General features: G+C 43.5%; 23 protein-coding genes and 1 riboswitch. Of the genes, 9 read left to right on the top strand and 14 right to left on the bottom strand.

Going from position 1 to position 21188, the window contains the following annotated elements; genetic code table 11:
- Positions 1 to 150: 150 nt before the first annotated feature.
- Positions 151 to 1065, bottom strand: coding sequence for an arginase family protein (locus AMS66_RS16490; RefSeq protein WP_053781851.1), 915 nt, complete (start codon positions 1063 to 1065; stop codon positions 151 to 153).
- Positions 1066 to 1170: 105 nt separating this feature from the next.
- On the opposite strand from AMS66_RS16490, the gene AMS66_RS16485 reads away from it, so the two are divergent.
- Both AMS66_RS16485 and AMS66_RS16480 read left to right on the top strand, forming a co-directional pair.
- Positions 1171 to 1533, top strand: a complete 363-nt coding sequence (locus AMS66_RS16485; RefSeq protein WP_053781850.1) for a winged helix-turn-helix transcriptional regulator — start codon at positions 1171 to 1173, stop codon at positions 1531 to 1533.
- Entirely contained in the window at positions 1526 to 1909 is a 384-nt protein-coding gene (locus tag AMS66_RS16480) for a winged helix-turn-helix transcriptional regulator (protein WP_053781849.1), read from the top strand. Before AMS66_RS16485 ends, AMS66_RS16480 begins: the two co-directional genes overlap by 8 nt.
- 140 nt (positions 1910 to 2049) lie before the next feature.
- On the opposite strand, the gene AMS66_RS16475 is transcribed toward AMS66_RS16480, so the two are convergent.
- Both AMS66_RS16475 and AMS66_RS16470 read right to left on the bottom strand, forming a co-directional pair.
- Positions 2050 to 3477, bottom strand: a complete 1428-nt coding sequence (locus tag AMS66_RS16475) for a hypothetical protein (RefSeq protein WP_053781848.1) — start codon at positions 3475 to 3477, stop codon at positions 2050 to 2052.
- 296 nt (positions 3478 to 3773) lie between these two features.
- Positions 3774 to 4667, bottom strand: a complete 894-nt coding sequence (locus AMS66_RS16470; RefSeq protein ID WP_053781847.1) for a LysR family transcriptional regulator — start codon at positions 4665 to 4667, stop codon at positions 3774 to 3776.
- Between the two features lie 160 nt (positions 4668 to 4827).
- Here AMS66_RS16470 and AMS66_RS16465 point away from each other — a divergent pair, with 160 nt between their 5' ends.
- Positions 4828 to 6309, top strand: a complete 1482-nt coding sequence (locus AMS66_RS16465; protein WP_053781846.1) for a DHA2 family efflux MFS transporter permease subunit — start codon at positions 4828 to 4830, stop codon at positions 6307 to 6309.
- A gap of 138 nt (positions 6310 to 6447) precedes the next feature.
- On the opposite strand, the gene AMS66_RS16460 is transcribed toward AMS66_RS16465, so the two are convergent.
- The 4 genes from AMS66_RS16460 to AMS66_RS16445 all read right to left on the bottom strand — a co-directional run bounded on the left by AMS66_RS16460 (position 6448) and on the right by AMS66_RS16445 (position 10434).
- A complete protein-coding gene (locus tag AMS66_RS16460; protein ID WP_053781845.1) occupies positions 6448 to 7287 on the bottom strand; it encodes a formylglycine-generating enzyme family protein in 840 nt (279 codons plus the stop codon).
- Between the two features lie 206 nt (positions 7288 to 7493).
- Entirely contained in the window at positions 7494 to 8129 is a 636-nt protein-coding gene (locus AMS66_RS16455; protein ID WP_053781844.1) for a glycoside hydrolase family 11 protein, read from the bottom strand.
- A gap of 318 nt (positions 8130 to 8447) precedes the next feature.
- The gene (locus AMS66_RS16450; RefSeq protein ID WP_053781843.1) at positions 8448 to 9920 is read right to left on the bottom strand and encodes a DUF4179 domain-containing protein; all 1473 of its coding nucleotides are present in this window, start codon (positions 9918 to 9920) and stop codon (positions 8448 to 8450) included.
- Positions 9907 to 10434 carry a sigma-70 family RNA polymerase sigma factor gene (locus AMS66_RS16445; RefSeq protein WP_053781933.1) on the bottom strand — a complete coding sequence of 176 codons (528 nt, stop codon included), beginning with the start codon at positions 10432 to 10434 and terminating at the stop codon, positions 9907 to 9909. The genes AMS66_RS16450 and AMS66_RS16445 overlap by 14 nt, the downstream gene beginning before the upstream one ends.
- Positions 10435 to 10599: 165 nt before the next feature.
- On the opposite strand from AMS66_RS16445, the gene AMS66_RS16440 reads away from it, so the two are divergent.
- The 3 genes from AMS66_RS16440 (at position 10600) to AMS66_RS16430 (ending at position 13718) form a co-directional block, all read left to right on the top strand.
- Positions 10600 to 11262, top strand: coding sequence for an MBL fold metallo-hydrolase (locus AMS66_RS16440; protein WP_053781842.1), 663 nt, complete (start codon positions 10600 to 10602; stop codon positions 11260 to 11262).
- 248 nt (positions 11263 to 11510) lie between these two features.
- Positions 11511 to 12416, top strand: a complete 906-nt coding sequence (locus AMS66_RS16435) for an ArsR/SmtB family transcription factor (protein WP_053781841.1) — start codon at positions 11511 to 11513, stop codon at positions 12414 to 12416.
- 39 nt (positions 12417 to 12455) lie between these two features.
- Positions 12456 to 13718, top strand: a complete 1263-nt coding sequence (locus tag AMS66_RS16430; protein WP_053781840.1) for an MFS transporter — start codon at positions 12456 to 12458, stop codon at positions 13716 to 13718.
- Positions 13719 to 13887: 169 nt separating this feature from the next.
- Here the strand turns inward: AMS66_RS16430 and AMS66_RS16425 are convergent, their stop codons facing one another.
- From AMS66_RS16425 to AMS66_RS16415, 3 genes are read right to left on the bottom strand one after another with little or no spacing between them, the layout of a single operon-like run.
- Positions 13888 to 14373 (bottom strand): nitroreductase family protein, encoded by a 486-nt coding sequence (locus AMS66_RS16425; RefSeq protein WP_053781839.1) that lies wholly within the window; start codon positions 14371 to 14373, stop codon positions 13888 to 13890.
- 17 nt (positions 14374 to 14390) lie between these two features.
- Positions 14391 to 14975, bottom strand: a complete 585-nt coding sequence (locus tag AMS66_RS16420; protein WP_236703451.1) for a nitroreductase family protein — start codon at positions 14973 to 14975, stop codon at positions 14391 to 14393.
- Positions 14972 to 15469: a MarR family transcriptional regulator gene (locus AMS66_RS16415; RefSeq protein WP_053781837.1), complete on the bottom strand. Its 498-nt coding sequence runs from the start codon at positions 15467 to 15469 to the stop codon at positions 14972 to 14974. Before AMS66_RS16415 ends, AMS66_RS16420 begins: the two co-directional genes overlap by 4 nt.
- A 242-nt stretch (positions 15470 to 15711) precedes the next feature.
- A riboswitch (ZMP/ZTP riboswitch) is annotated at positions 15712 to 15793 on the top strand.
- 51 nt (positions 15794 to 15844) lie between these two features.
- Between AMS66_RS16415 and AMS66_RS16410 the strand changes: the two genes are divergently transcribed.
- The 3 genes from AMS66_RS16410 (at position 15845) to AMS66_RS16400 (ending at position 18529) form a co-directional block, all read left to right on the top strand.
- Complete coding sequence (locus AMS66_RS16410) at positions 15845 to 16696, top strand: bifunctional 5,10-methylenetetrahydrofolate dehydrogenase/5,10-methenyltetrahydrofolate cyclohydrolase (RefSeq protein ID WP_053781836.1); 852 nt, start codon at positions 15845 to 15847, stop codon at positions 16694 to 16696.
- Between the two features lie 134 nt (positions 16697 to 16830).
- Positions 16831 to 17628, top strand: a complete 798-nt coding sequence (locus tag AMS66_RS16405; RefSeq protein ID WP_053781835.1) for a DUF817 domain-containing protein — start codon at positions 16831 to 16833, stop codon at positions 17626 to 17628.
- Between the two features lie 88 nt (positions 17629 to 17716).
- On the top strand, positions 17717 to 18529 hold the full coding sequence (locus AMS66_RS16400) for an undecaprenyl-diphosphate phosphatase (RefSeq protein WP_053781834.1): 813 nt from the start codon (positions 17717 to 17719) through the stop codon (positions 18527 to 18529).
- 80 nt (positions 18530 to 18609) lie between these two features.
- Here AMS66_RS16400 and AMS66_RS16395 read toward each other — a convergent pair whose 3' ends face one another.
- The 4 genes from AMS66_RS16395 to AMS66_RS16380 all read right to left on the bottom strand — a co-directional run bounded on the left by AMS66_RS16395 (position 18610) and on the right by AMS66_RS16380 (position 21099).
- A complete protein-coding gene (locus AMS66_RS16395) occupies positions 18610 to 18858 on the bottom strand; it encodes a hypothetical protein (protein WP_053781833.1) in 249 nt (82 codons plus the stop codon).
- Between the two features lie 179 nt (positions 18859 to 19037).
- Positions 19038 to 19712 carry a bacillithiol biosynthesis deacetylase BshB2 gene (gene bshB2, locus AMS66_RS16390; RefSeq protein ID WP_053781932.1) on the bottom strand — a complete coding sequence of 225 codons (675 nt, stop codon included), beginning with the start codon at positions 19710 to 19712 and terminating at the stop codon, positions 19038 to 19040.
- 23 nt (positions 19713 to 19735) lie between these two features.
- Positions 19736 to 20080 (bottom strand): YojF family protein, encoded by a 345-nt coding sequence (locus AMS66_RS16385; RefSeq protein ID WP_024631702.1) that lies wholly within the window; start codon positions 20078 to 20080, stop codon positions 19736 to 19738.
- A gap of 101 nt (positions 20081 to 20181) precedes the next feature.
- A complete protein-coding gene (locus AMS66_RS16380) occupies positions 20182 to 21099 on the bottom strand; it encodes a deoxyribonuclease IV (RefSeq protein WP_181014131.1) in 918 nt (305 codons plus the stop codon).
- Positions 21100 to 21188 lie beyond the last annotated feature (89 nt).

The raw sequence follows: 21188 nt of genomic DNA, 5'->3' as shown, positions 1-21188 counted from the left end.
GCTTCAAATCAGTATCATCCATTTCACATCCATAGACCAGCGACTTATTTTTCTAATCGTTATTTGTCCTCTTGTGACAGCTTTCCCCTACATGTTCATGATGACTTCCGTGAATTCAGCTGTGGTTGAACCTCACTTTAAATAACATTATTAATTATTTAAAATAGGTATTTCCCCCAGCAAATTCTTCAAGTTAATCGAATCCCATGGCATATGCTCGGTTATACCTAATCCAACGACATCTGTTTCTTCTGATAGTTCTTTGAGCAGATGAAGAAGCTGAGGAATTTGCAAGGATCCCGCAGGTGAAAAGGTGTAAGGTCCTTCAGGATTCGCAAATAATAAAGAACGAAATGCCTTAGGATCAAGCACATCTAGATCAAGGTGAATAGCCAGATGCTTAATGCCACTTTCTTTGATCCACTCTTTTATGGATTGTGTACTTCGCGTTAATTCTTCGGCTCCAGCTGTTTTGATGCCTAGTCTTTGAATCATTTCTGTATCTGATTCTGCAGTAGTTATACCTAATCTTTCAAAGGCTTCTGAGATCTCTTCACTTTCTTGCTCCGTAGGCGTTGCTAACCCCGCAATAAAGACATTTTCAGGTTTGAGAGGGATTTTCACGTGTTTTGCGAATTCCTCATCTCCTTCTCCCAAAAGATTGCCCAGTGGTAGCGTATGTCCGTTATCATAACCCACGTAACCTACCAAATCACTGTGCGCATCGATCCAGATCAAGCCTAATTCTCCATTGTACCGTTCGTTTAAATAGGCAAACGGGGCTTGTTCGACCAAGCAGTCCCCACCAAACATGACGATACGGTCAGGCTTGTGCGCATGAATAATATGCTGGGCTGCCTCCAATTGTTCAATTAGCTGTTTTCTCCCATTTACACCATTCTCGTTCTCTAGTGGAGATCCGTCATATGCTTGTACAGGCACTTGAATCAGTGGTTGATCATTGTCAGGAGCCAGCCAGGCAAGCAGTTCTGCTCCAAAAGAGTAGTTAGGGTTATTCCCCCCTTGCCATTGTGGCATTAACAGACGTATTGTTTTTTGATTCATGTTTTTATCTCCTTTACTTCAAAGTAAGGTTAGTATAAACTGAACGCAAATCAAAAAGTAGTACGCACTATTATGACAGGTACTACCCGAAAGGATAGCATAGATATGAGCATGGCTGAATATCAAGGCAAGGTTAAACATATTCAAGATACGCCTTTTGGATACACATTGTCTGTCATTGGCGGCAAATGGAAGATGGTCATCATTTATCTTTTGGCAGAAAACCAACCAGTACGTTTTAATGAACTGAAAAGACAAATTGGAGCGATTACGTTTAAAACATTGAGTTCACAACTAAAAGAATTGGAGGCTGATGGTATGGTCAAACGGAAAGAATATCCTCAAGTTCCTCCTAAAGTGGAGTACAGGCTGACAGACAAAGCGGAAACATTATTGCCCGTTCTGGAAGGCTTATGTGAGTGGGGAGTAAATAATCAAAGTGAAAGAGGTGTGCTCGAGAATGATTAACTTTAGAAATAAAACGTATCGCTGCACCTCGGAAATTGTTATGAGCCTACTCAGCGGAAAATGGAAAATTTCTATACTCAATCACTTAACCAAAGGTCCCGTTCGGTTTAATGAGCTACAGCGACTTCTACCTGACGCAACCCAACGCATGATTACGATGCAGCTCAGAATGCTTGAAAGCGACGGTCTGATTATTCGCAAGGTCTATCCGGTTGCACCGCCAAAAGTAGAATATTATTTGTCCGATCTGGGCGAGGAATTGGCCCCCATGCTCCAGTTGTTGTGCAAGTTTGGATCGACCTATATCGAAAAATTTCCCGACGAAGTAACTTGCGACAATGATGACTCTCGCCGTGACATTGTTAACGTGCGGTAAAGCCCGATGCCCATGTCTCTCTTCTTTGAGTAACCGTTTTATCGCAATGAATTAATAAAGCAGTGTTAGCATAGTTTGACGGCAGCATCTCTGAACGAAAAGGCTGCCGTCAAGCAATCTGATACCAATGGTTTAAAGAATTAAAGCACCAGAAATTGCGTACCAAACCCCTTCCCAGAAACAAAAGCTGCCTCCAGCTCCTCTTGATCTCCTTTGTCCAATAACACCACATTTTCGGGATACAGCTTGCCTAATAAAGCCCACTGTATAAGTTCATTTCCCCCAGTATGAATAAAATGGATTCCATCATCCATATTCGTTACCAATCCGGAATGCGTCAGAATGTCTGTTACACGGTGCAAGCTAATAGCTGTGCGCTTCACAGTAGCATCCTTGGAATGGTTGTTCTCTTCAGGCCGATATGAAAATCGATGTCCCCTAAAGAGTTGACCGAGATCTACAGTAAATGCATGACCTTCCCTCTCCAGACTGAAACGCACGGTTGTTCGATCTAAACCTGTATTCGACACCAACCATGCGATGGATGGAAGATCACGGAGATCTTCTGAAATGTGAAGATGATCCTTGCTACCCGGTATACCCGCTCCTGCTTCGTTACGTGGTGCAGCATAATAATCGTCATATTCATATTCGAACGAGACTGCAACTGTATCTTGTGGTTCTCCTACCTGAATGGTCTGTACCTGATGCCACTTCAATAGATAGCGCACGGCTGTGGAGGCCGACTCTCCCAATCCAGCCGGCAATACGGTCCCCAAAGGATATTGAAAACCGTAACCCGCAGAGGTCAAACCCGAGCTAAGCACACTCTGTGCATACTGGACAATCGCTTTGTGAGTTAATTCCTTCCCAATCAACTGAGTTAGAAATACCTTACGGGCAGGCTCCATAAAACGTAATCCTTTGAATTGCGTGTGTTCCTTGACTTCAAACGGTACTTGTTCCCAATTGGCAAAGGGAAGTAACGCATCCCGCAGCAATACAAATTGGTGTAAATATTCATTATATAACTGCATAACTTTTGGTCCTCCAGCGGGTCCCCAAACCTGAGCAATAGCTTCCGGTATCAGGGCATGACCATAGCAATGACTTCTAAATTCCAGCTCTCCAAGAGTTTCTCGTCCATATTGCGCCAGTGCCCTTTTATCAGAATTAACCTCTCGTGCCCAGAGAACCAATTGTTCACCAATGCGTGCCGCCTGTGCTGTAAGTTCAACACCTGCCTTATCCTTCAAAGCCAACGGTCCAAGCGGTAGTGATGAAAGATCACCGGAAATCGCCAAATTGGCTTGAAGACTGTCCAACAACACCGAAGGATTACCTTCTATCGGTTCGCCCAGCTGAACGAGTATCGCCTCAAGCAGTTTATCCAGCTCTATGACGACCTCTTTTGCTCTATATATGCCGTCAGGCAATTTCCAATCCAAAACCGCATTCTCGCCTGGTCTAATTGAGTCCTGTGGATATGTGCCAATGAGAGACTCTACATCTATTGCTTTTCCCCATTCGATACGTTTATCTTTCAAATGAAGTTGATACGCTGGCATTTATTCCACCCCTTCAGTAGTGAATTTTATTTTGAATGACAATTCAACTTGCCGTTCGAATGTTAGATTATCAGGTTCTCTGATCGTTGAGTAGTACGCACTTTTTTGTATGATCCGATCATTTTTGTATCGTAGGATACTTTTTGATCCTGCAAAATAAAGAATCAAATTGTACGATTTTGTATCAAATTTTCCATCCTGTGCTTGTAAAATTAGCTTGCCTTGTACAGTAAAAAAGCCGCCGTTAGGCGACTCTCCAAGTAACTCCTTCTTTCTCGAAGCTTATGTTATATATTCTAGAATTCATTAAAGCTTCGCATGACATCTACAAAATGATCGACTTGCGCGGACTGATTACTACGCAGCCAGCAGATCGCAAGAGTTAATTCAAACCTTGGTTCCGTGAGCGGAATGAACGTAATGTCATTATCAAACATTTTGCTCATGCAGCCTAGCACGAAAGCAACACCGATGCCCGTGGCTACGAGACCGACTACGGCTTGGTCGCTTGCCGCTTGCTGCACAATATGGGGAGTGAACCCGACTTGACGACATAGCAAAATAAAGGAGTCGAACAAGGCAGGCGAATCATTACGATTTAAGATAACAAAGGATTCATTCTTTAAATCTGCGAGAGAAACTTGCTGTTTATCCGATAAATGATGTTTTTGGGGCAGTGCTACCACGAGCGGCTCCGTTGAAAATGGAAGCCAATTCATGCTGTGTTCACTATGCTTGTCATTTAGATCCACTGAAAAACCAATATCTATTTCGCCCTGTAACAGTTTTTGCTCCACTTGATCGGATTCCATCTCTTGCATAATAATCTCGACATCGGGATAGAGCTCACGATAAAGCCGTATAGCACTTGGCAAAACGGTATATAGCATAATTCCAAAATAACCGATGCTCAGCCTTCCTCTTCTGCCGGTTTCTGCTCTTTTGGCTTCGTCTATCCCCCGTTGCAAATGCTCGAAAGCGAGTTGGACCTCTGCTAATAGTGCCTCTCCAGCCATAGTCAATTCGACTTTGCGTGTTGTTCGTTTGAACAGCTTGAGGTCAAGCTCATTCTCTAATTGCCCAATTTGGTGGCTTACTGTCTGTTGGGAAGCATGCAAACGTTCGGCTGCACGACCAAAATGCAGTTGACTGGCAACCTCCACAAAATATTTTAATTGCTGAAGCTCCACTTTCTTGTCTCCTCAACGATTCAAATTCGTTTTCTCCATTATTATACTATCTCAGTTGTTAATTAACAAAATATCTGATGTATTTCGAGTAAATAAACCTCCTTATACTTAGGGGGTGGATGAAATAAAAAAAGAAACCACTCAAATAGGAGGCAATAAAATGAGATCAGAAGGAAATAGTTCAACGAAGACAGATTTGGATTTAAGCTCCATAAAACGAGGGCCCATTATCATAGCCTTGATCATAGGGGCATTTGTAGCGATATTGAACGAAACATTGCTTGGTATTGCATTTCCAGATTTAATGAAGCAATTCGAAGTAGGAGCGTCCACAATTCAATGGCTATCCACTGTCTATATGCTGATTATCGGTATACTGGTACCCGTGACGGCCATGCTTCAGCAATGGTTTACCACACGACAAATGTTTTTATCGGCGATGCTCCTCTTTTTGGTAGGTACAATAATTTGTGGATTTTCCGGATCGTTTTCCGTACTGTTAATTGGACGAATCATTCAAGCCTCGGGTACCGGATTGCTGATCCCAGTTATGATGAACACCATTCTTATTATTTTCCCACCAAGCAATCGTGGTGCGGCTATGGGCATGATGGGTCTCGTTCTCATGTTCGGTCCAGCTATTGGTCCGACCTTATCAGGTCTTATTATTGATTCCTTGTCATGGCATTGGTTATTTTTCCTTGTTATTCCGTTAGTCGTGGTTTCCATTGTGTTCGGATTTATGTATTTGGAAAATGTTTCTGATATTACAAAGCCGAAGGTTGATCTGTTATCGATCTTACTCTCAACGATCGGTTTCGGTGGTATCGTTTACGGTTTCAGTACAGCCGGCGAAGTTTCATGGTCAGAGCCAGAAGTCATTTGGACCATTGCTGCAGGCTTCGTATCCCTTATCTTGTTCACCTGGCGACAACTGGTCGTCAAAGAACCCATGATGGATTTGCGGGCATTCAAATATCCGATGTTTGCACTGACTGTCTCTCTGATGATCGTCATGACAATGACACTCTTCTCGACAGCGATCATTTTGCCACTCTATATGCAGCAGGCTATGATGATGACAGCCTTGGCAGCAGGCTTGACATTAATGCCGGGAGGCATCGCCAATGGAATCATGTCTCCAATCTCTGGCAAGCTTTTCGATAAATTTGGACCCAAGGTGTTGATCGTACCTGGACTTGTCATTACAGCTGTTTCCTTATTCCTGCTTTCCAGAGTTTATCTCGCAACGAGTAAAGGAGTATTAATTACGCTGCACATCATTTTGATGATCGGCATCTCCATGATTATGATGCCTGCACAAACGACTGGGCTTAATCAACTTCCTAAGAAGCTTTATCCACACGGCACTGCCATTATGAGTACGTTACAGCAGGTTTCGGGAGCGATCGGTACAGCATTGTTCATTAGCATATTTTCAAACGGGACTAAAAAATATTTGGAATCTTCTCCCGATCCCATGGCACCTGCTGAAGCGATAAACGGATTGGTAAACGGGATGCAAGTCGCCATTCAGGTTGCTTTTTTCATTAGTCTTCTTGCTTTGTTGCTAGGATTCTTCGTTAAACGGACCCAAGCTCCTGACGGAGCTCAAGTGGGACATGATCAACCGATGCATTAGAAGGAAATACAACAGTCCAAATAAGAGATGCCCTGTCTAATCTACATTAGCGTGGGCATCCCTTTATATTCAACGATTTAATTTGCAACGTTTGAGCCCGGGCGTGCTGCAATAGTTAGGGTACTTTGATTATTTCGACTATTCTCCGCGAACAACACGAAAACCCTGATCGGGCCCAAAACCATTTGCATCGAATTTGCCCCGAAAAGCGATCTCGTTATTGTTAACACCGCCGATCCAGCCCCCGCCCTTTACAACCCGGAAGGAAGGAATTTGACTCTCGGAGTCGGTGTACCAATCCCAGCACCATTCTCTTACATTGCCAGACATATCGTAGATTCCAAGCTCGTTGGGTTTCTGGGTACCAATCGATTTTGTTTGGTTTTTGTTGCTCTCTATGGCAGGCCAGTTCCAGTCTCCAGTTAAGATTTTGTCCCCGGCGTTCTTCCAATACCATGCAACTTCGTCAGCGTTGTTACCGCCGCTGTATGTGTAATTCTTGCTTTCCTGACCTCCGCTTGCGGCATATTCCCACTCCGCTTCTGTAGGCAGTCGGTAACCGTTAGTTCCCTCATTAATGGTTACTGTCCACTTTAAATTATCGTTATCATTCTTATTATTCAGGTCTTGGGTATCCTTATCGATATTGTAATGCGGTTTCAAGCCCTCTTGTATACTTCTTTGGTTACAATACTCTACCACGTCATACCAACTCACCATTTCTACTGGCAATTGATCTCCTTTGAATCCGGAAGGATTATTTCCCATGACATCCTCCCACTCTCTTTGAGTTACCTCATATTTCCCGATATAAAAGTTCGACAGGGTCACATTTCTTCCAGCAAAATTAGACTTGTTGTTCTTAAACGTCCCGCCTTGCACGAATACAAGGTTATCCTTCGGTTCGGGTTTATCCTGCGAACAAGCACTGATCATTATCATTGTTGCTATTAAAAAGAACATTAATAGCTTTCTCATTGAACGATCTCCTTTAAGCTAATGGGAAAATATTAGGCTATGATGTCTGCAATTCTCATCCGTTAACGTCGAAGACCGTTTGTCTCAAGAAGGAAACGGCCTTCAACGAATTGGGATGAATTGGTGGAGCTGAGGGGAAGGCCTTGGGCCTGCCCTAATGTATAAAAATCTGTTTTACTTTTATAGAATGGCTTGCCGTGAATTGCTTACCACACCGTTACGTTGGAACTTCCGCTGCTTTGATATCCTTCTGTCGCTAACACCTGGTAAGACCAACTGCTACCCAGATTCATTCCTTTACTTGCCCATGCGTTCACATGGTTGCTGAATGTAATAGCGGAGTTAACCCCAGTCGCTCTCTTAGACTGCCTTACGCTCCAGTACTGGGCAAAGGTTTGCGTTCCATCAATGGAAGGTGCGTTGTATCGCATCGTTGTATAGATGTCATAGGTACCCCCGTCACTTGTTACGGTACCTTTAAACGTTCCGGTTGGTCGATACGTACCCCAGCTATCCACAACGTAATATTCGATAAGTGCATTTCTCGTCCATCCGTAAAGGGTCAAATACCCATTACCAGATGGTGCAAAGACACCTGCATTATAATTAATTGTCCGGTTTGGAGATCCTACATTCCAACCTTTACCAACTACAAAATTCCCTGTATTCTGCCACGTTACACTGTAATTACCGCCTGATCCATTAACAGCATTGACTGTTCCGCCGCCATCGGTCCAATTTTGCCAATAATCTGTTGCCGCACTTGTGGTTGCCGCAAATACCCCAAAACTCATGGAAGCTGCCAGAACGACCGTCATCAATTTTTTACTGAATTTAAACATACTCTACCTCCCGATATGATTGTATTTTCCTTATCTACTGCTTTCGTCTCATTCTCAGTTGAAGTTCTCAATTCCATTTGACGCGATTCTCTTTTTTTACTTTAACCTCCTTTCTGACTAAATTATAGAATGATAGCGGTTACATAAAAACCTAACAAACTAAAGAATAATCTCTAATATGTTTAGATTATGTTCTACTTGCATTCTAAAAACCGACTTGTACCTACAAGAAAACAAATATGGAAAAAGCCGCCCAGAAGGGCGGCAGAGAAAGTAATAATGAGGGTATTAGTGGTTGATAGACTACAGATTAAAAAATTATTTTAGCATTACAGACCAGTCAGGATCTTTGTACCTTTTATCCACTACTCGTCTTACCAGGATAAGTTCCTCCGGGATGTAGTCTAACCCCGTGATCCGGTATTCATAAGGCTGCTGCATATCTCGATCTCCCATGCTAATAAATCCCTCTCTCCAATTATCAGTAAGCGTATTTTTTAAAGTTGACGCCCCCCTCTTACTAACATCATACTGATTGCCTTCTGAATCGTATGCCTTCCATTCTTCATTACGTATTTCATTATCCATTTCCCCGTAGAACGATACGGCCGTTTCATATGTGGCATCAGGGTTTTGTGAGTCCTCAAGCGACGTCCCAACCAACTCTATGCGATCTGTTAATATTTGAAAAGATTTGGGTTCTATCAGCTCCGATGGGCTAAAGGAAATTTTGCTGCCGTCTATTTCGGCGACCGAGTAACCATCCAAAATAAAACGATACGGTTCATGCTCTGGCAAGTACTTGAAAATATAACTCCAACGAATCTTCCCGTCTCCAATGACTGCATAATCAGTAGACATCAGACTAACCATGTCACCATTCTTTCTCGAATTTACCGAATGAATTTCCTCATTCTCTATGGTTTCAAAGTGAAAGCTCAACATCTGCTTTTCCCATAAATCACCGGGTGACCTTGCCATTGCAGCATCATTAAGTTCAGTCTCCAGTTCAAAACGGACTCCCTGCACCATTCTTGTTAACCTCTTTAAAGTGACAGTCATTCCGTGTGGCGTTGTGTAGCTACCTGATAATTCTTCTATTTTCGTTTGCTGGTTAGCCTCTCTCATATCTATATCAAAGCTAAAGTTCCAATCTCCTTCAATGGAAGGTTCTTGCCTGTTGCCAAGCTTCCCAATATTCCCTTCTATTGTAATCTTGTCTGTTTGCAATGGCTCATTGAAGAAAGCAACCATATAATAAAAATCATTTGTGTACCCCATATCGTACATGGTGTCTAATTCTTTACCGTTAGCATCTTTGATCGTAATGTTGTTCAGCTCTCCAAGGAGTAACTTATAGCGATCGTGCTTACCTTTTTTATCAAAGAGTTGAAGAGCCATCGTCACTCGTGTAGGATCTGCAACAGCTTCATCAATTACCAGCGTATAACCTTTGTCCTTTACTTTGATATGAGGATTATGCACTAGTCCCAATTCTTGTGCCCGCAAAAGTCCAATATCTGGGTTATCCTTAGCAAATAAAGACCGGATCATCTCACCAAATGTTGGCACGGAATAAATCGAAACCGCTCCTAGGATGAAAAAGAGTGCTATAACTGCTGCTACCCATCTCCATCGTTTATGAGGATATCTCTTTTTTACATTCTGCTCAGAAATGGAGGAAAGTGCGTTCTCCATAGCAAGTTGTACTGTATCAGGAATGATCAGGTCTTTTCTTTTAGTATTAAATAATTGCTTGAGCTCACCGTCAACCGGATCATGAAAATTCATATTTGCCCTCTCCTTCCCCTAGAACGAGCTCGGATAATTGTCGTCTGGCCCTGAATAATCTTGACTTTACTGTTCCTTCAGAAACTTCAAGCACTCTAGATATTTCCTTGACCGATAAATCCTCGATATAAAAAAGTGTCACGATGGTTTGAAGCTTTTCATCCAATTCGTCAATTACCTCAAACAGCTCAATTTGTTCAAAATCCCCCTTATATGATGTCTTTCTCATATCATAAGGGACAAGGGATACTCGCTTCTTTTTCTTAATAATCCGATTACACTCATTGATTAAAATCCGAATGATCCAAGTTTTAAAATAAGTGGGCTCTTTCAGTGTATGTACATTAGAAAAAGCTTTGGCGATGGTCTCCTGTATCGCATCTGCACAATCTTCATCCGTTTTAACGATTGATCTTCTTATAACAAATAGGCTTTGTTGGACAGCACGTATTAAAAACACAAAAGCTTCCTTATCTCCTTGTCTTGCAAGTTCTGCTTTTTCTGATAAATCCACCAATGCTCCCCCTTTCCTCTCATTCCTTCTATTCATTAGATCATCCTATACTTGGTTTGGTTCACAGGAAAACACAAATCTATTTTCCAATTCTACCCCGTATCTTTTTACGAAGTTGATTCGTTTACAAAGAGATACTATTTCTTTCTACGGAGGACTAATATTATGGAAATTTCAAAGGGAGTCGAAATGCTCCATCTGGACTATCATGGGAATGTGATACACCCTATTCTTTTAAAGGATCAGGAAATGACTATTCTAATAGACACTGGTTTTCCAGGTCAATATGAGGATTTACGTGTGGCAATGGAAAAAGTTGGCGTCTCGTTAGACAAACTAAAGGCGGTGATTTTGACCCATCAGGATGTCGATCATATAGGGAATCTACCGGAGATTTTGCAGACGCGTGGTAACGCTATTAAAGTATATGCACACGAACTGGATAAGCCCTACATCCAAGGGGAACTGCCTCTTATAAAAGATGGTCACCTGGAGAATCCGCCAAAGAGCACAGTGAACCATACCCTAATAGATGGTCAGGAACTGCCGTTTTGCGGCGGGATTCGCGTTATTCACACGCCTGGGCATACACCCGGTCATATTAGTCTTTATTTGAAGGAAAGTAAAACTCTCATTGCAGGGGATTCAATGTACAGTGTAGACGGTATGCTTGGGGGAATTCACGCCCCGACTACACCGGATATGAACGCAGCAAAACTCTCGTTAAGAAAGTATGCAGATCTCGACATTACATCTGTCGTTTGTTACCACGGGGGATTGAGTGATGTCAATGTGAAAGATCAGATAACAGCACTAATCCAAGATTAAAGTTTCAATATACACTTTTGGAGAGTATTATTCGGTTATTTTAAAACCAGTCTGCTCATTTTGCTGTCAGTATAAATCATAAGACGATTCTTCAGGTGCTCGCCACCCGTAGAAACGTCTTTTTTCGTTGAAGAGAATAAGTAGATCATTGGACATTTTTGTTGCAAACCCATGATTGTTCGTATACAATAAAACAAATTAGTTGTTCTATAAATATAGAACAAGAAAGACGAGGAGAAATTCGATCTATGAACTACAAAGTGGAAGTTGATTTCGCACCCATTTATGAATGTGTAAGTAGCCTGACGGTTTTCATGAGCAAACAGAATCATAATGCTCTGGATGCTGGAAAACTATGGGTCAGAGAAGTGCAGGATCGGTTCGCACCTGCCAAACTGCAACAAATGCGGGAGACGATGAAACTTGTAGATGATTTTAGCCTTGCACCTTATATCTGGAGCTGTCCTGAAGAACGCTCAGTGAGTGGTTTTTTGGATTGGCTTGAAGACCTAAACACAGGCCAGCTATATGACATCGCTGCTAATGTGAAGTTGTCTGTTCCCTCCAATCTCCCGGAACTGCGAAGCCGGACATCCGAAGCGCTTCGTGAATGGAATACCCACTATTTCAGCCAAATTGATTCGTCGATTATCGAAGGTCTCGCCTTAGAAGCTGAAACCAGACGGTCCAGTCTGAACGGAACCAATGACCTAGAGGTCTATGAGGAGGCAACGGAAGGTATGCGTCTATACCCCCCCCCTCTGCTCAAACAAGTGATTCTAATCCCTCAATATCATGCTCGTCCCTTTGTCACCTCAGCCATCTTTGATGAAGTGATCTTCACCAGTTACTCTGCCGATATTCTCCCACCAGCAACGGGCCGTCCTGAACATCGGTTGTTGCGTCTAACACGAGCATTGTCCGACGAGACCAGATTATACATCCTCCGCCTGTTGGCTGGAAGGCAGTTAACATTCACTGAGATCGTTAGCGAGGTTAAACTTTCTAAGAGCACAGTACACTACCACCTGATTTCATTGAGGGCAGCGGGGCTTGTCATCGTGCATTATAACCAGAAAACTACCTCTTACAGCTTGCGTCTGGAAGCACTCAACAAGCTTTCGGAACAGATTTCAGCTTATATTGAAGAATGATGATAGTGCCCTTTAACTTACGCACACGGAGGAACATCCATGCTTAAGCGCAGTTATTATGGTTTACTAGCTACTGTCACTCTGAGTTCATTTGGTGACGTATTTGGTCTTCTGGCTATGGAATGGCTTGTCTATGAAATAACTGCATCTAAGATGGCCATGGGTGCGATGGCACTAAGCTTTAGCATTCCAGAAGTTGCCATTCGGTTGCTCGGCTCGCCTTTATCCGATCGGTTACACCGAGGGCGGTTCATGGCAGTGCTTGCTTCTGTTAGGTTGCTTGCTCTCATATTACCGCTGAGTCTGGGACTCGCAGGCCACTTGCAATTATGGCACCTTTTTCTGGCCGCAGGACTAAGCGGGGCATGTTCTGCCCTGTTCCTGCCCACCGCAATGGCAATTGTTCCGGGAGTATCAGATGAACGCAAACTGGTGCGTGCATTCGCGGTAATCGACGGCTGCCGGAATGCAGCTGCTTTGTTGGGCCCAGCCTTAGCCGGAGCTCTTACTGCCGCCGCCGGGGCGTTGCCAACGCTTGGCATCAACGCCGTTTGTTACACCGCCGCCATTGCCACGTTACTCTATCTGCCCACAATGCAGAAGCCAGTAGCAGCTAAGGCGTCCTTTTCAATTAAAGCTTATCTCAGAGATATTCACGAAGGTTTCTCCTTTTATCGTAGTTTCCCGGCCATGCTCTCGATTATGGGAATGGTTTCGATCAGCAACATGTCTTCTGTAGCTATCTGGACGATGATGGTTCCTTTTGTTCGTGAAGTGTTAGATCGGGATGCCGCTGCAATGGGCACACTCACCACTGCTTCTGCATGTGGCACATTAGTAGGACTATTGATCATCTCGTGGATGGGTGAAATCAAAAGACGACGGACAGTCATGCTGTGCAGCCTAGCCGCCATTGGGCTTTTTAACGCCTTACTGGGCCTATTCCCGAGTTATCCATTTGCGCTCGTTGCCTTATGTGCCGCTGGTGCAGCAGGACCTTTCTTTGGTTCTCTCAGTTCATCTTTACATGGCACACTTGTCCCCGGACCCCTGCAAGGCCGAGTTAACTCAATACGGTTCCTCATTGGTGGCGGACTGCAGCCTGTAGGTGCTTTTGCAGGTGCAGCGGTTGCAGAACTATATGGTATTCCTTTTTTATTCTTGTCTTTGGGTCTGCTCCCCTTGCTTTGTTCGGCCGCTGCAGCATTCCTTCCAAATCTGAAGAATTTAGATGGTGATTTATCTGCTTTACAGAATAGAACACAATTAAATTCGCATAACAAAGTAATTAACACATTATAGAAACATCATTTTTTAAAAGAGGTGAATCTCTGGATTAGTTGTGTGTATCCGCTTTAGCTGACTTTTAATCTACAATCCGGATACACACCACATAAAAAAAGAACGACAATCCCCGTCAAGGTTTTGTCGTTCCTCATTAATTTGAATTCTCTTCCCTACATCTTACACGCTACAGCAGTTCGAACTGAAGCTGAGGTTCAGCCATCTCAGCTTTCCCTTCCGGCTGTTCAGCGCCATATCCCAAATCCAAAACCGCAGCAATTCGCTCGTTGCCCAGTACGCCAAACGTTTCAGCACGACTCCGGTCGTACATCCAGTCATGCAACGTGCTGCGGACACCCAAGCCCTGTTCATGGGCAAGCAAACGAAAATTTTGGATCAGACAGCAGACGGCTGCAAAGTCCTCTTCCCGCTTATGATGATCCGCCTCTTCCTTCACCAGAACCAGAAGATACGCTGGAGCGTGTTCCTGCAATCCCTGCATGAGTTTCCCATTACGGTTATCGGCAAAAATAAATCGCCACGGCTCACGGAGTCCATCATTTGGCGCCCACACGGCGTGATTGAGCAATTCAAGGATTAGCTCCTGTGATACCGGTCGATCCAAAAAATCTTTTGGACTGTGTATGCCTCCTTGCAGATCGGACAATTCCATTTTTACATCCTCCCCTTCTATGTAGTCTGACCCTGAAATACAGTCCACTTTTGCTCAGCGGGTGTTCTTTTCCGGCTTCTTGGCGCTTTGTCGTAATATCCCATATGAAGAATGCCAACAAATCTTTCATCCTCACGTAGTCCAATTCCTTTGAAAAAGCCTTCATTTTGAATCATGGACTCTGTATCCCACAGCATTCCTAACCCTTGTTCCCAGCCCAGCAGTTGGAAGCTCTGCATCAGCCCGCAGGCTGCCGCATAATTGCGGTCATTGGTCAGACGATCCGGTCCTACAGTCGACATAACAATGACGTGAGCAGGAATATCGGTAAACCTCTTTTTAAACACATCCAGCAGTTTTCCCGGAATCAACTTGCCGAGCTTGCTCTGCGACATCTGTTCCAGCATGCAGTCAACCAACCGTTTGCGTGCTTCGGGAGTTCCGGCATAAACAACACGCCATGAGCCAGCTTCAACAGTTGGTTGAAGCCGTGTGGCCTTGTGCAGCAATTCAACCACCAACTCCTGTTCCACCGGTGTAGAATTACATTTACGAATACTTCTGCGTTCCCTGATCAATTCTGCCAGACTCAAGTGTTTCACTCTCCTTCAGTTTTTCTGGATTCCATATCCATGCTGCTGTCTTGAAGAAATTGATGTATTATTTTCAGCTCCGGTTCCGAATATTTGTCCAAAGAACGATAGAACCGTTCAGCCTCAAGTACATGTAAACGTTCATGCAGTTCAAAGATCTTTTTGCCTTGCGGTGACAACCGGAAATAGCTCTCCTTCTTGTTGTCATTCATTTTCGTACGTTTGACGAATCCTTCCTCCAGCAGTTTGTTGCCGATCTTGGTAATACTTGCTTTGGACAAATTCATCGCCTCAGCAATACCCGTGTTGTTAATAGGCTCATGCTTGCCAATGCAATCTATCATATGAACCGCGGTCAAATGCTGAGGGATTTTGTCGATGCTTTCGCGCTGGGCGATACTTAGAAAATGTTCAATTTCCGTATCCTTGTGATTCTCATATACATGTAAAAACCGGATAAATTGGTCATACAGTAACTGTTTTGTTCGATCTTTTGAATCCATTCTGCTATCGCTCCTTATTTACTTATAAACAATAAAAAAACCCTTAAATGATCAGTCTTGTTCACTAATTAAACCTTAAATGATTTACTAGTTAACAATATATCACGAGTGATAACAGTTATCAACTATATGACGAAGATTGGGGCTACCATGGAAACTAATAACCCATACAAATCAAAGAGAGATCCATTAACTATTGAACAATTCTGCTTTTTCAAGTACTATCAATCTAAACAATTTAAACGATCATATGTAACTGGCGAACACGGTGAACCGTGAGGGAGCATATGGTTTTGTAATAAGCCGTACGCCTGGGCAGAGGTAAGGAATATTTATTTCCTTGCCTCTTTTTTATGTTGAAAGGGCGATGTGAAAATGAGTACTGACAAACTGATCTTGAATGGACAAACGGTAGCGGACTTTATGAAGGAAGACATGGCCTCGAAGGTTGCCATTCTTAAGGAAAAAGGCATTCAGCCTAGTCTCGCTACAATTCTCGTCGGAGATGATCCTTCTTCAGCGACCTATGTGCGGATGAAAGGAAATGCTTGTGCTCGTTTAGGCGTGCATTCCATTAAGGTCGTTCTTTCTGCGGATACCACCACGGATGAATTGATTCAAGAAATTAACAAGCTAAATGATGACCCTTCCGTACACGGTATTTTGCTTCAGCACCCTGTCCCGAATCATATCGATGAAAGAGCAGCTTTTGATGCCATTAGTATCGAGAAGGACGTTGACGGTGTAACGACCCTCGGTTTTGCACTTAATGCTTTTGGAGACGCAGAATTCCCTTCCTGTACACCACAGGCTATTATGCGAATTCTGGATTTCTACAATATTCAGATCGAGGGCAAACATGCGGTTGTCATCGGAAGAAGTCCAATTCTGGGCAAGCCTGTCTCAGCCATGCTGCTAAACCGGAATGCAACGGTGACGACTTGCCACTCCAAAACCGTGAATCTGGAGGAAATTGTGAAGCTTGGCGATATCATAATTGCAGCCGTGGGCAAACCGCTCTTTGTTAAAGGAGACTGGATTAAACCAGGTGCTGTCGTTATTGATGCAGGTTATAACAAAGGCAACGTCGGAGATGTGGACTACGAAGCTTGCTTTGTTCCTTCTGCAGCAATTACACCTGTACCGGGCGGTGTTGGTCCTGTAACGATTGCGACGCTCATCGAACATACGATTAAATCTGCCTACAAGCTATCTGAAAATGCATAAATGGATTAGCCAAAAAACAAGGTCCCTCCAGTTGACGAGGGGCCTTATTTGTCTTCGAATAAGCTCGAATTGAAAATAAGAAAATATATATATCTTTTTTTCTCTTTTTACAAACGGACCATATCTATATTATTATGAACAAGGCTTGGGAAGGAGATCAACATAACTTGAAACCTTTAGTACAGCTGCTGCATTTCGGTTATCATCAAGCGATGAGTTGCATTTTTCCTGTGGCGATCTTTGGAACGTTGGCTCTCTCTAGCGTAATTCAGATACCCTTTCTTTATCGCTATGATGCCATTCTGCTTATTTTATTAGCAGTACAGTACCTTATGTACCGCAGCGGATTGGAAACACGTGATGAAATCAAGGTCATATGTATATTTCACGTGATTGGTTTGGTGCTGGAGATGTATAAAGTGTGGATGGGATCCTGGTCATACCCTGAGCCTGGGTATACCAAGCTCTTTGGTGTCCCCCTTTATAGTGGATTTATGTATGCAAGTGTAGCAAGCTTTATGTGTCAAATATGGCGCAGATTGCGTATGGACATGACAGGCTGGCCTGGGTTTGTATCTTCGGTTCTACTAGGAGGAGCCATCTATATCAACTTTTTCACACATCATTTTATTCCCGATTTTCGTTGGTGGTTGACGGCCCTTGTATTTATTGTTTTTCGGAAAACATGGATCATCTACCGGGTGCGAATAACTACCTATCGAATGCCACTCACGCTCGCTTTCATCATCGTAGGTTTTTTCATCTGGACGGCTGAAAATATAGCTACTTTTTTTAATGGCTGGAAATACCCTGATCAACATGACTCCTGGCAGCTGGTTAGTTTTAGCAAAATCAGTTCGTGGTTCCTACTCGTGATTATTAGTGTCATCATTGTTGCCCAGCTTAAATATGTCAAAGCCAATCGAAGATAGGATCTATACATTTGCAAGTTCTGAAAGGTAACCGTTATGATTGTAAGGAATGCAGTGGTTAAATTACAAGAATTGGTAGGAGGATACAATGGAAGACGTTATTTTGTGGTTGAAATATGTGTTATTAGGTATCGTACAGGGGGCTACAGAGCCTATCCCGGTTTCTTCAAGTGGACATTTGATTATCGTTCAACGATTGCTTGGCATGAAGCAGAACGGATTATCTTTTGAAATTTTGACAAACACAGCCTCACTGATTGCCATTATGTTTATCTTTCGGGCAGATATCAAAAAACTAATTGTCGGAGGCTGGAGATTCCTAATCTCTCGCGATACAGCGTACAGAGCAGATTTCATGTTTTGTCTATACATAATCATTGGTACCCTCCCTGCTGCGATCGGGGCTGTTCTATTCAAGGATAAAATTGAAGAAATATTCACTTCTGTCTATACGGTTGCGATTAGTTTACTGATCACAGGGGTTGCTCTGTGGCTCATTCGAAACCTTCGCGGGCGGAAAAGAGATGGCGATTTGTCTGCGAAAGACGCAGTACTGGTAGGTCTGGCTCAGGCCGTGGCTCTTATTCCTGGAATAAGCCGCTCTGGTGCAACAGTCATAGCATCTATTGCTGTCGGGATGAAACAGGAAACGGCGTTGAAATTTTCCTTTATGCTCTACATTCCGATTAGCATTGGCGGGGTAATATTAGGTGCATCTGACATCGTAACCGATCCGCACCGCGCGCAGTTGGCTATACCTTACATTTTAGCGTTCATTACGACCCTTATCGTAACCTACTTTTCAATGAGATGGTTCATGGGAATTATGGCTAGAGGGAACTTGATTTACTTTTCATACTATTGCTTCGTAGTCGGAATTCTTTTACTTATTTTTTTGTAAACCGGAATTTCCTTGTAACGTATAAGGGAACAACCCCTGGTATTATCCCCTCATGGTAGACAGTGAAAAAAGAGGACATGTTACAATGGATGCAAGGTTGCCGTTTGTGATGAATTCCCCTCCTCTGTCATCAAATCAAAACTTTCTGTTTGCGGTCGTGTCGTTTCAGATGTTTCTACATTCTCTGTGGTGGGAGCTGTAACCGACTCATTTGTTGGTGCTGACGGTTCAGAGGTTGCAGGCGGCTCCGTTTCTCCAGAGCAAGCTGTAATTGCAAGAAACATAACGAATATCGGGATTTTAATAAAAACAGAACGAAGTTCTTTCAATTGTATCACTCCTTACGAGTTTAATGGTCAATATGTTATTACCCATGGAAGCGCATAGAAACCATACGCTCTCCCCTTCCCACTCCATTCACCACCTGAACAATATGGTATGTCTAAAACAAAAAAAAGTCGCCATAATGGCGACTTTTTACGCAAATTAGATTCTACAGATTGTAAAATCAATCGAACTTATAGGTCCAAAATGCTTCTCTTCCAAACCGATTTCGGATTTGTTCATCATCCATTTCCCGCTTGCCGACAAGTTCCGGCGCTTGGAATTGTGAACGGTGAGCTCGAATCGACGCCATTTTCTTGGCAAGGAACCCGCTCACATCTTCAATCACATCCGCTTTCCCGATGCTCTCTTCGTGATTGTTCGAGAATGCGCAGCAGTACACAATAGGTCTTTCCTCTGCGGGCAATCGACCAATCGTTCGCGTAACTGCGGCTCCGGTTGCATCATGATCGGGATGCACACTATATCCCGGATAGAAAGTAATGACCAGTGATGGGTTAAGCTCCTTAATCAGCGCCAAGATGTGGCCATCTAGCAGCTCAGGGTCTTCAAACTCGATCATTTTATCATGAAAACCCAGCATCCTTAAGTCTTGAATACCAATCGCATTGGAGGACTCTATGAGTTCATCCTTACGGATTATTGGCAAGGTGACCCGGTTGGCAAATGGAGGGATGCCCATATTACGTCCCATCTCCCCTAGAGTCAGGCAAGCATAAGTGACTTGAGCACCGCCTTCTATGTACTTCGCCAACGTTCCCGAAGCAGTGAATGCTTCATCATCGGGATGGGGAAACACAACTAAAATGCGCTGATGTTCAATCTGTTTGTTATTCATGCTTATTTGATCCTCCGCTTTCATCAGAACAATTCCCGACTAAGTTGTAAAGCTACAACCAGTTTTCCTTGACTATCGTGACCAGCCAGAATGAGTCTTTCTTGTTCCAGCTCGTCAATGTGTGTAAGTCCCTCAGCGTATATCCAGCCGTGAGTAGTCTTTAAGCCAACTCGGTATGGGCCCGTGCCCGAGATAGATCCTTGCGTATATCGTATGACCGCATTGGAAATGAATGCCGACCCCGGGTGCCTGGTGCTATCGAAGTGACTGGCGTAAGCACCTGACGTGAGTTCGAGGTGTAAATATAGGTCCTGATCGAGAAGTTGATTGATCCGGTGTTGGATGTCTTGAGGCTCTATTGGCTGCATGGCGGCCTCCTTTTTAGTAAAAAGTAACGTTCTACATCCATTTTAACATATGTCCCGTGAGAATAAACATGGAATGAGTGAGCGAATGTTTGTAATGCTCTCTACTTACTGCTTTCTGAAGAATCCTCTTCCTTCTGCACGGGTTCAGAGCACTCTCTTCTTAACAGGGCAATTTCATGTCGATAAGGTGCACTTTTATATTTTATTTTGCCAATCGACGGCGTCTCAAGCAGTTTCGGAAGTGACACGAGTTCGGGATGATGTACGATATAATCCAAAGCCTGAAGTCCGATATGTCCGTGCCCGATGTTCTCATGGCGATCTTTCCTCGATCCCCGCACATTCTTGGAGTCATTGATATGCAGTACTTTCAATCGATCAAGGCCAAGTACCTTGTCAAACTGCTCGAGTACCCCATCAAAATTATGAACAATATCGTACCCAGCATCATGAACATGACAAGTATCCAGACATATGGAAATCCGTTCATTCCGTTGCACGCCATCGACAATCTGTGCCAGTTCTTCAAAGCTTGTTCCGCACTCTGTTCCTTTTCCCGCCATCGTCTCCAACGAAATCTGTACCTCCGGGTGATTATCGTCTTGTAATACTTCATTTAATCCCCGGATTATTTGTCGAATACCGATGTCCAATCCAGCGTTTACGTGGGCCCCGGGGTGAAGAACAAGCTGATTTGATCCAAGCGATGCCGTTCGTTCGATCTCATCCCGTAGAAATTGTACGCTAAAATCAAACACCTCTCGCTTGTAACTATTGGCCAGATTTATCAGAAATGGAGCATGCACAACTATATTGGAAATGCCCTGATGCTTCATATGCAATTGTCCTGCTTCTATATTATATTGCGAAATAGGTTTTCGTTTCGAATTCTGCGGTGCGCCGGTATACATCAGAAAAGTAGATGCGCCGTAAGAAGCAGCTTCTTTACTAGCCTGGAGAAGCATCTCTTTTCCTCCAAAGGATACATGCGATCCAATTAGCAGATCACTACTTTTCATTACCAACCACCCTCTCCTGTCGAATCCATTATTCAATTATCAATGAAATGGGTTGGATTGGCTAATGGGAAATGACGGTGGTGAAGGAG

It is taken from the genome of Paenibacillus xylanivorans (assembly GCF_001280595.1).
Classification (GTDB): Bacteria; Bacillota; Bacilli; order Paenibacillales; family Paenibacillaceae; genus Paenibacillus; species Paenibacillus xylanivorans.
This window is presented reverse-complemented; position numbering and strand designations above follow the sequence as displayed.

Bases quoted from the DNA above. Each gene is read 5' to 3' on its own strand.
- AMS66_RS16490 (WP_053781851.1), bottom strand. From the start codon at position 1,065: ATGAATCAAAAAACAATACGTCTGTTAATGCCACAATGGCAAGGGGGG.
- AMS66_RS16485 (WP_053781850.1), top strand. From the start codon at position 1,171: ATGAGCATGGCTGAATATCAAGGCAAGGTTAAACATATTCAAGATACG.
- AMS66_RS16480 (WP_053781849.1), top strand. From the start codon at position 1,526: ATGATTAACTTTAGAAATAAAACGTATCGCTGCACCTCGGAAATTGTT.
- AMS66_RS16475 (WP_053781848.1), bottom strand. From the start codon at position 3,477: ATGCCAGCGTATCAACTTCATTTGAAAGATAAACGTATCGAATGGGGA.
- AMS66_RS16465 (WP_053781846.1), top strand. From the start codon at position 4,828: ATGAGATCAGAAGGAAATAGTTCAACGAAGACAGATTTGGATTTAAGC.
- AMS66_RS16460 (WP_053781845.1), bottom strand. From the start codon at position 7,287: ATGAGAAAGCTATTAATGTTCTTTTTAATAGCAACAATGATAATGATC.
- AMS66_RS16455 (WP_053781844.1), bottom strand. From the start codon at position 8,129: ATGTTTAAATTCAGTAAAAAATTGATGACGGTCGTTCTGGCAGCTTCC.
- AMS66_RS16450 (WP_053781843.1), bottom strand. From the start codon at position 9,920: ATGAATTTTCATGATCCGGTTGACGGTGAGCTCAAGCAATTATTTAAT.
- AMS66_RS16440 (WP_053781842.1), top strand. From the start codon at position 10,600: ATGGAAATTTCAAAGGGAGTCGAAATGCTCCATCTGGACTATCATGGG.
- AMS66_RS16435 (WP_053781841.1), top strand. From the start codon at position 11,511: ATGAACTACAAAGTGGAAGTTGATTTCGCACCCATTTATGAATGTGTA.
- AMS66_RS16430 (WP_053781840.1), top strand. From the start codon at position 12,456: ATGCTTAAGCGCAGTTATTATGGTTTACTAGCTACTGTCACTCTGAGT.
- AMS66_RS16425 (WP_053781839.1), bottom strand. From the start codon at position 14,373: ATGGAATTGTCCGATCTGCAAGGAGGCATACACAGTCCAAAAGATTTT.
- AMS66_RS16415 (WP_053781837.1), bottom strand. From the start codon at position 15,469: ATGGATTCAAAAGATCGAACAAAACAGTTACTGTATGACCAATTTATC.
- AMS66_RS16410 (WP_053781836.1), top strand. From the start codon at position 15,845: ATGAGTACTGACAAACTGATCTTGAATGGACAAACGGTAGCGGACTTT.
- AMS66_RS16405 (WP_053781835.1), top strand. From the start codon at position 16,831: ATGAACAAGGCTTGGGAAGGAGATCAACATAACTTGAAACCTTTAGTA.
- AMS66_RS16400 (WP_053781834.1), top strand. From the start codon at position 17,717: ATGGAAGACGTTATTTTGTGGTTGAAATATGTGTTATTAGGTATCGTA.
- bshB2 (WP_053781932.1), bottom strand. From the start codon at position 19,712: ATGAATAACAAACAGATTGAACATCAGCGCATTTTAGTTGTGTTTCCC.
- AMS66_RS16385 (WP_024631702.1), bottom strand. From the start codon at position 20,080: ATGCAGCCAATAGAGCCTCAAGACATCCAACACCGGATCAATCAACTT.
- AMS66_RS16380 (WP_181014131.1), bottom strand. From the start codon at position 21,099: ATGAAAAGTAGTGATCTGCTAATTGGATCGCATGTATCCTTTGGAGGA.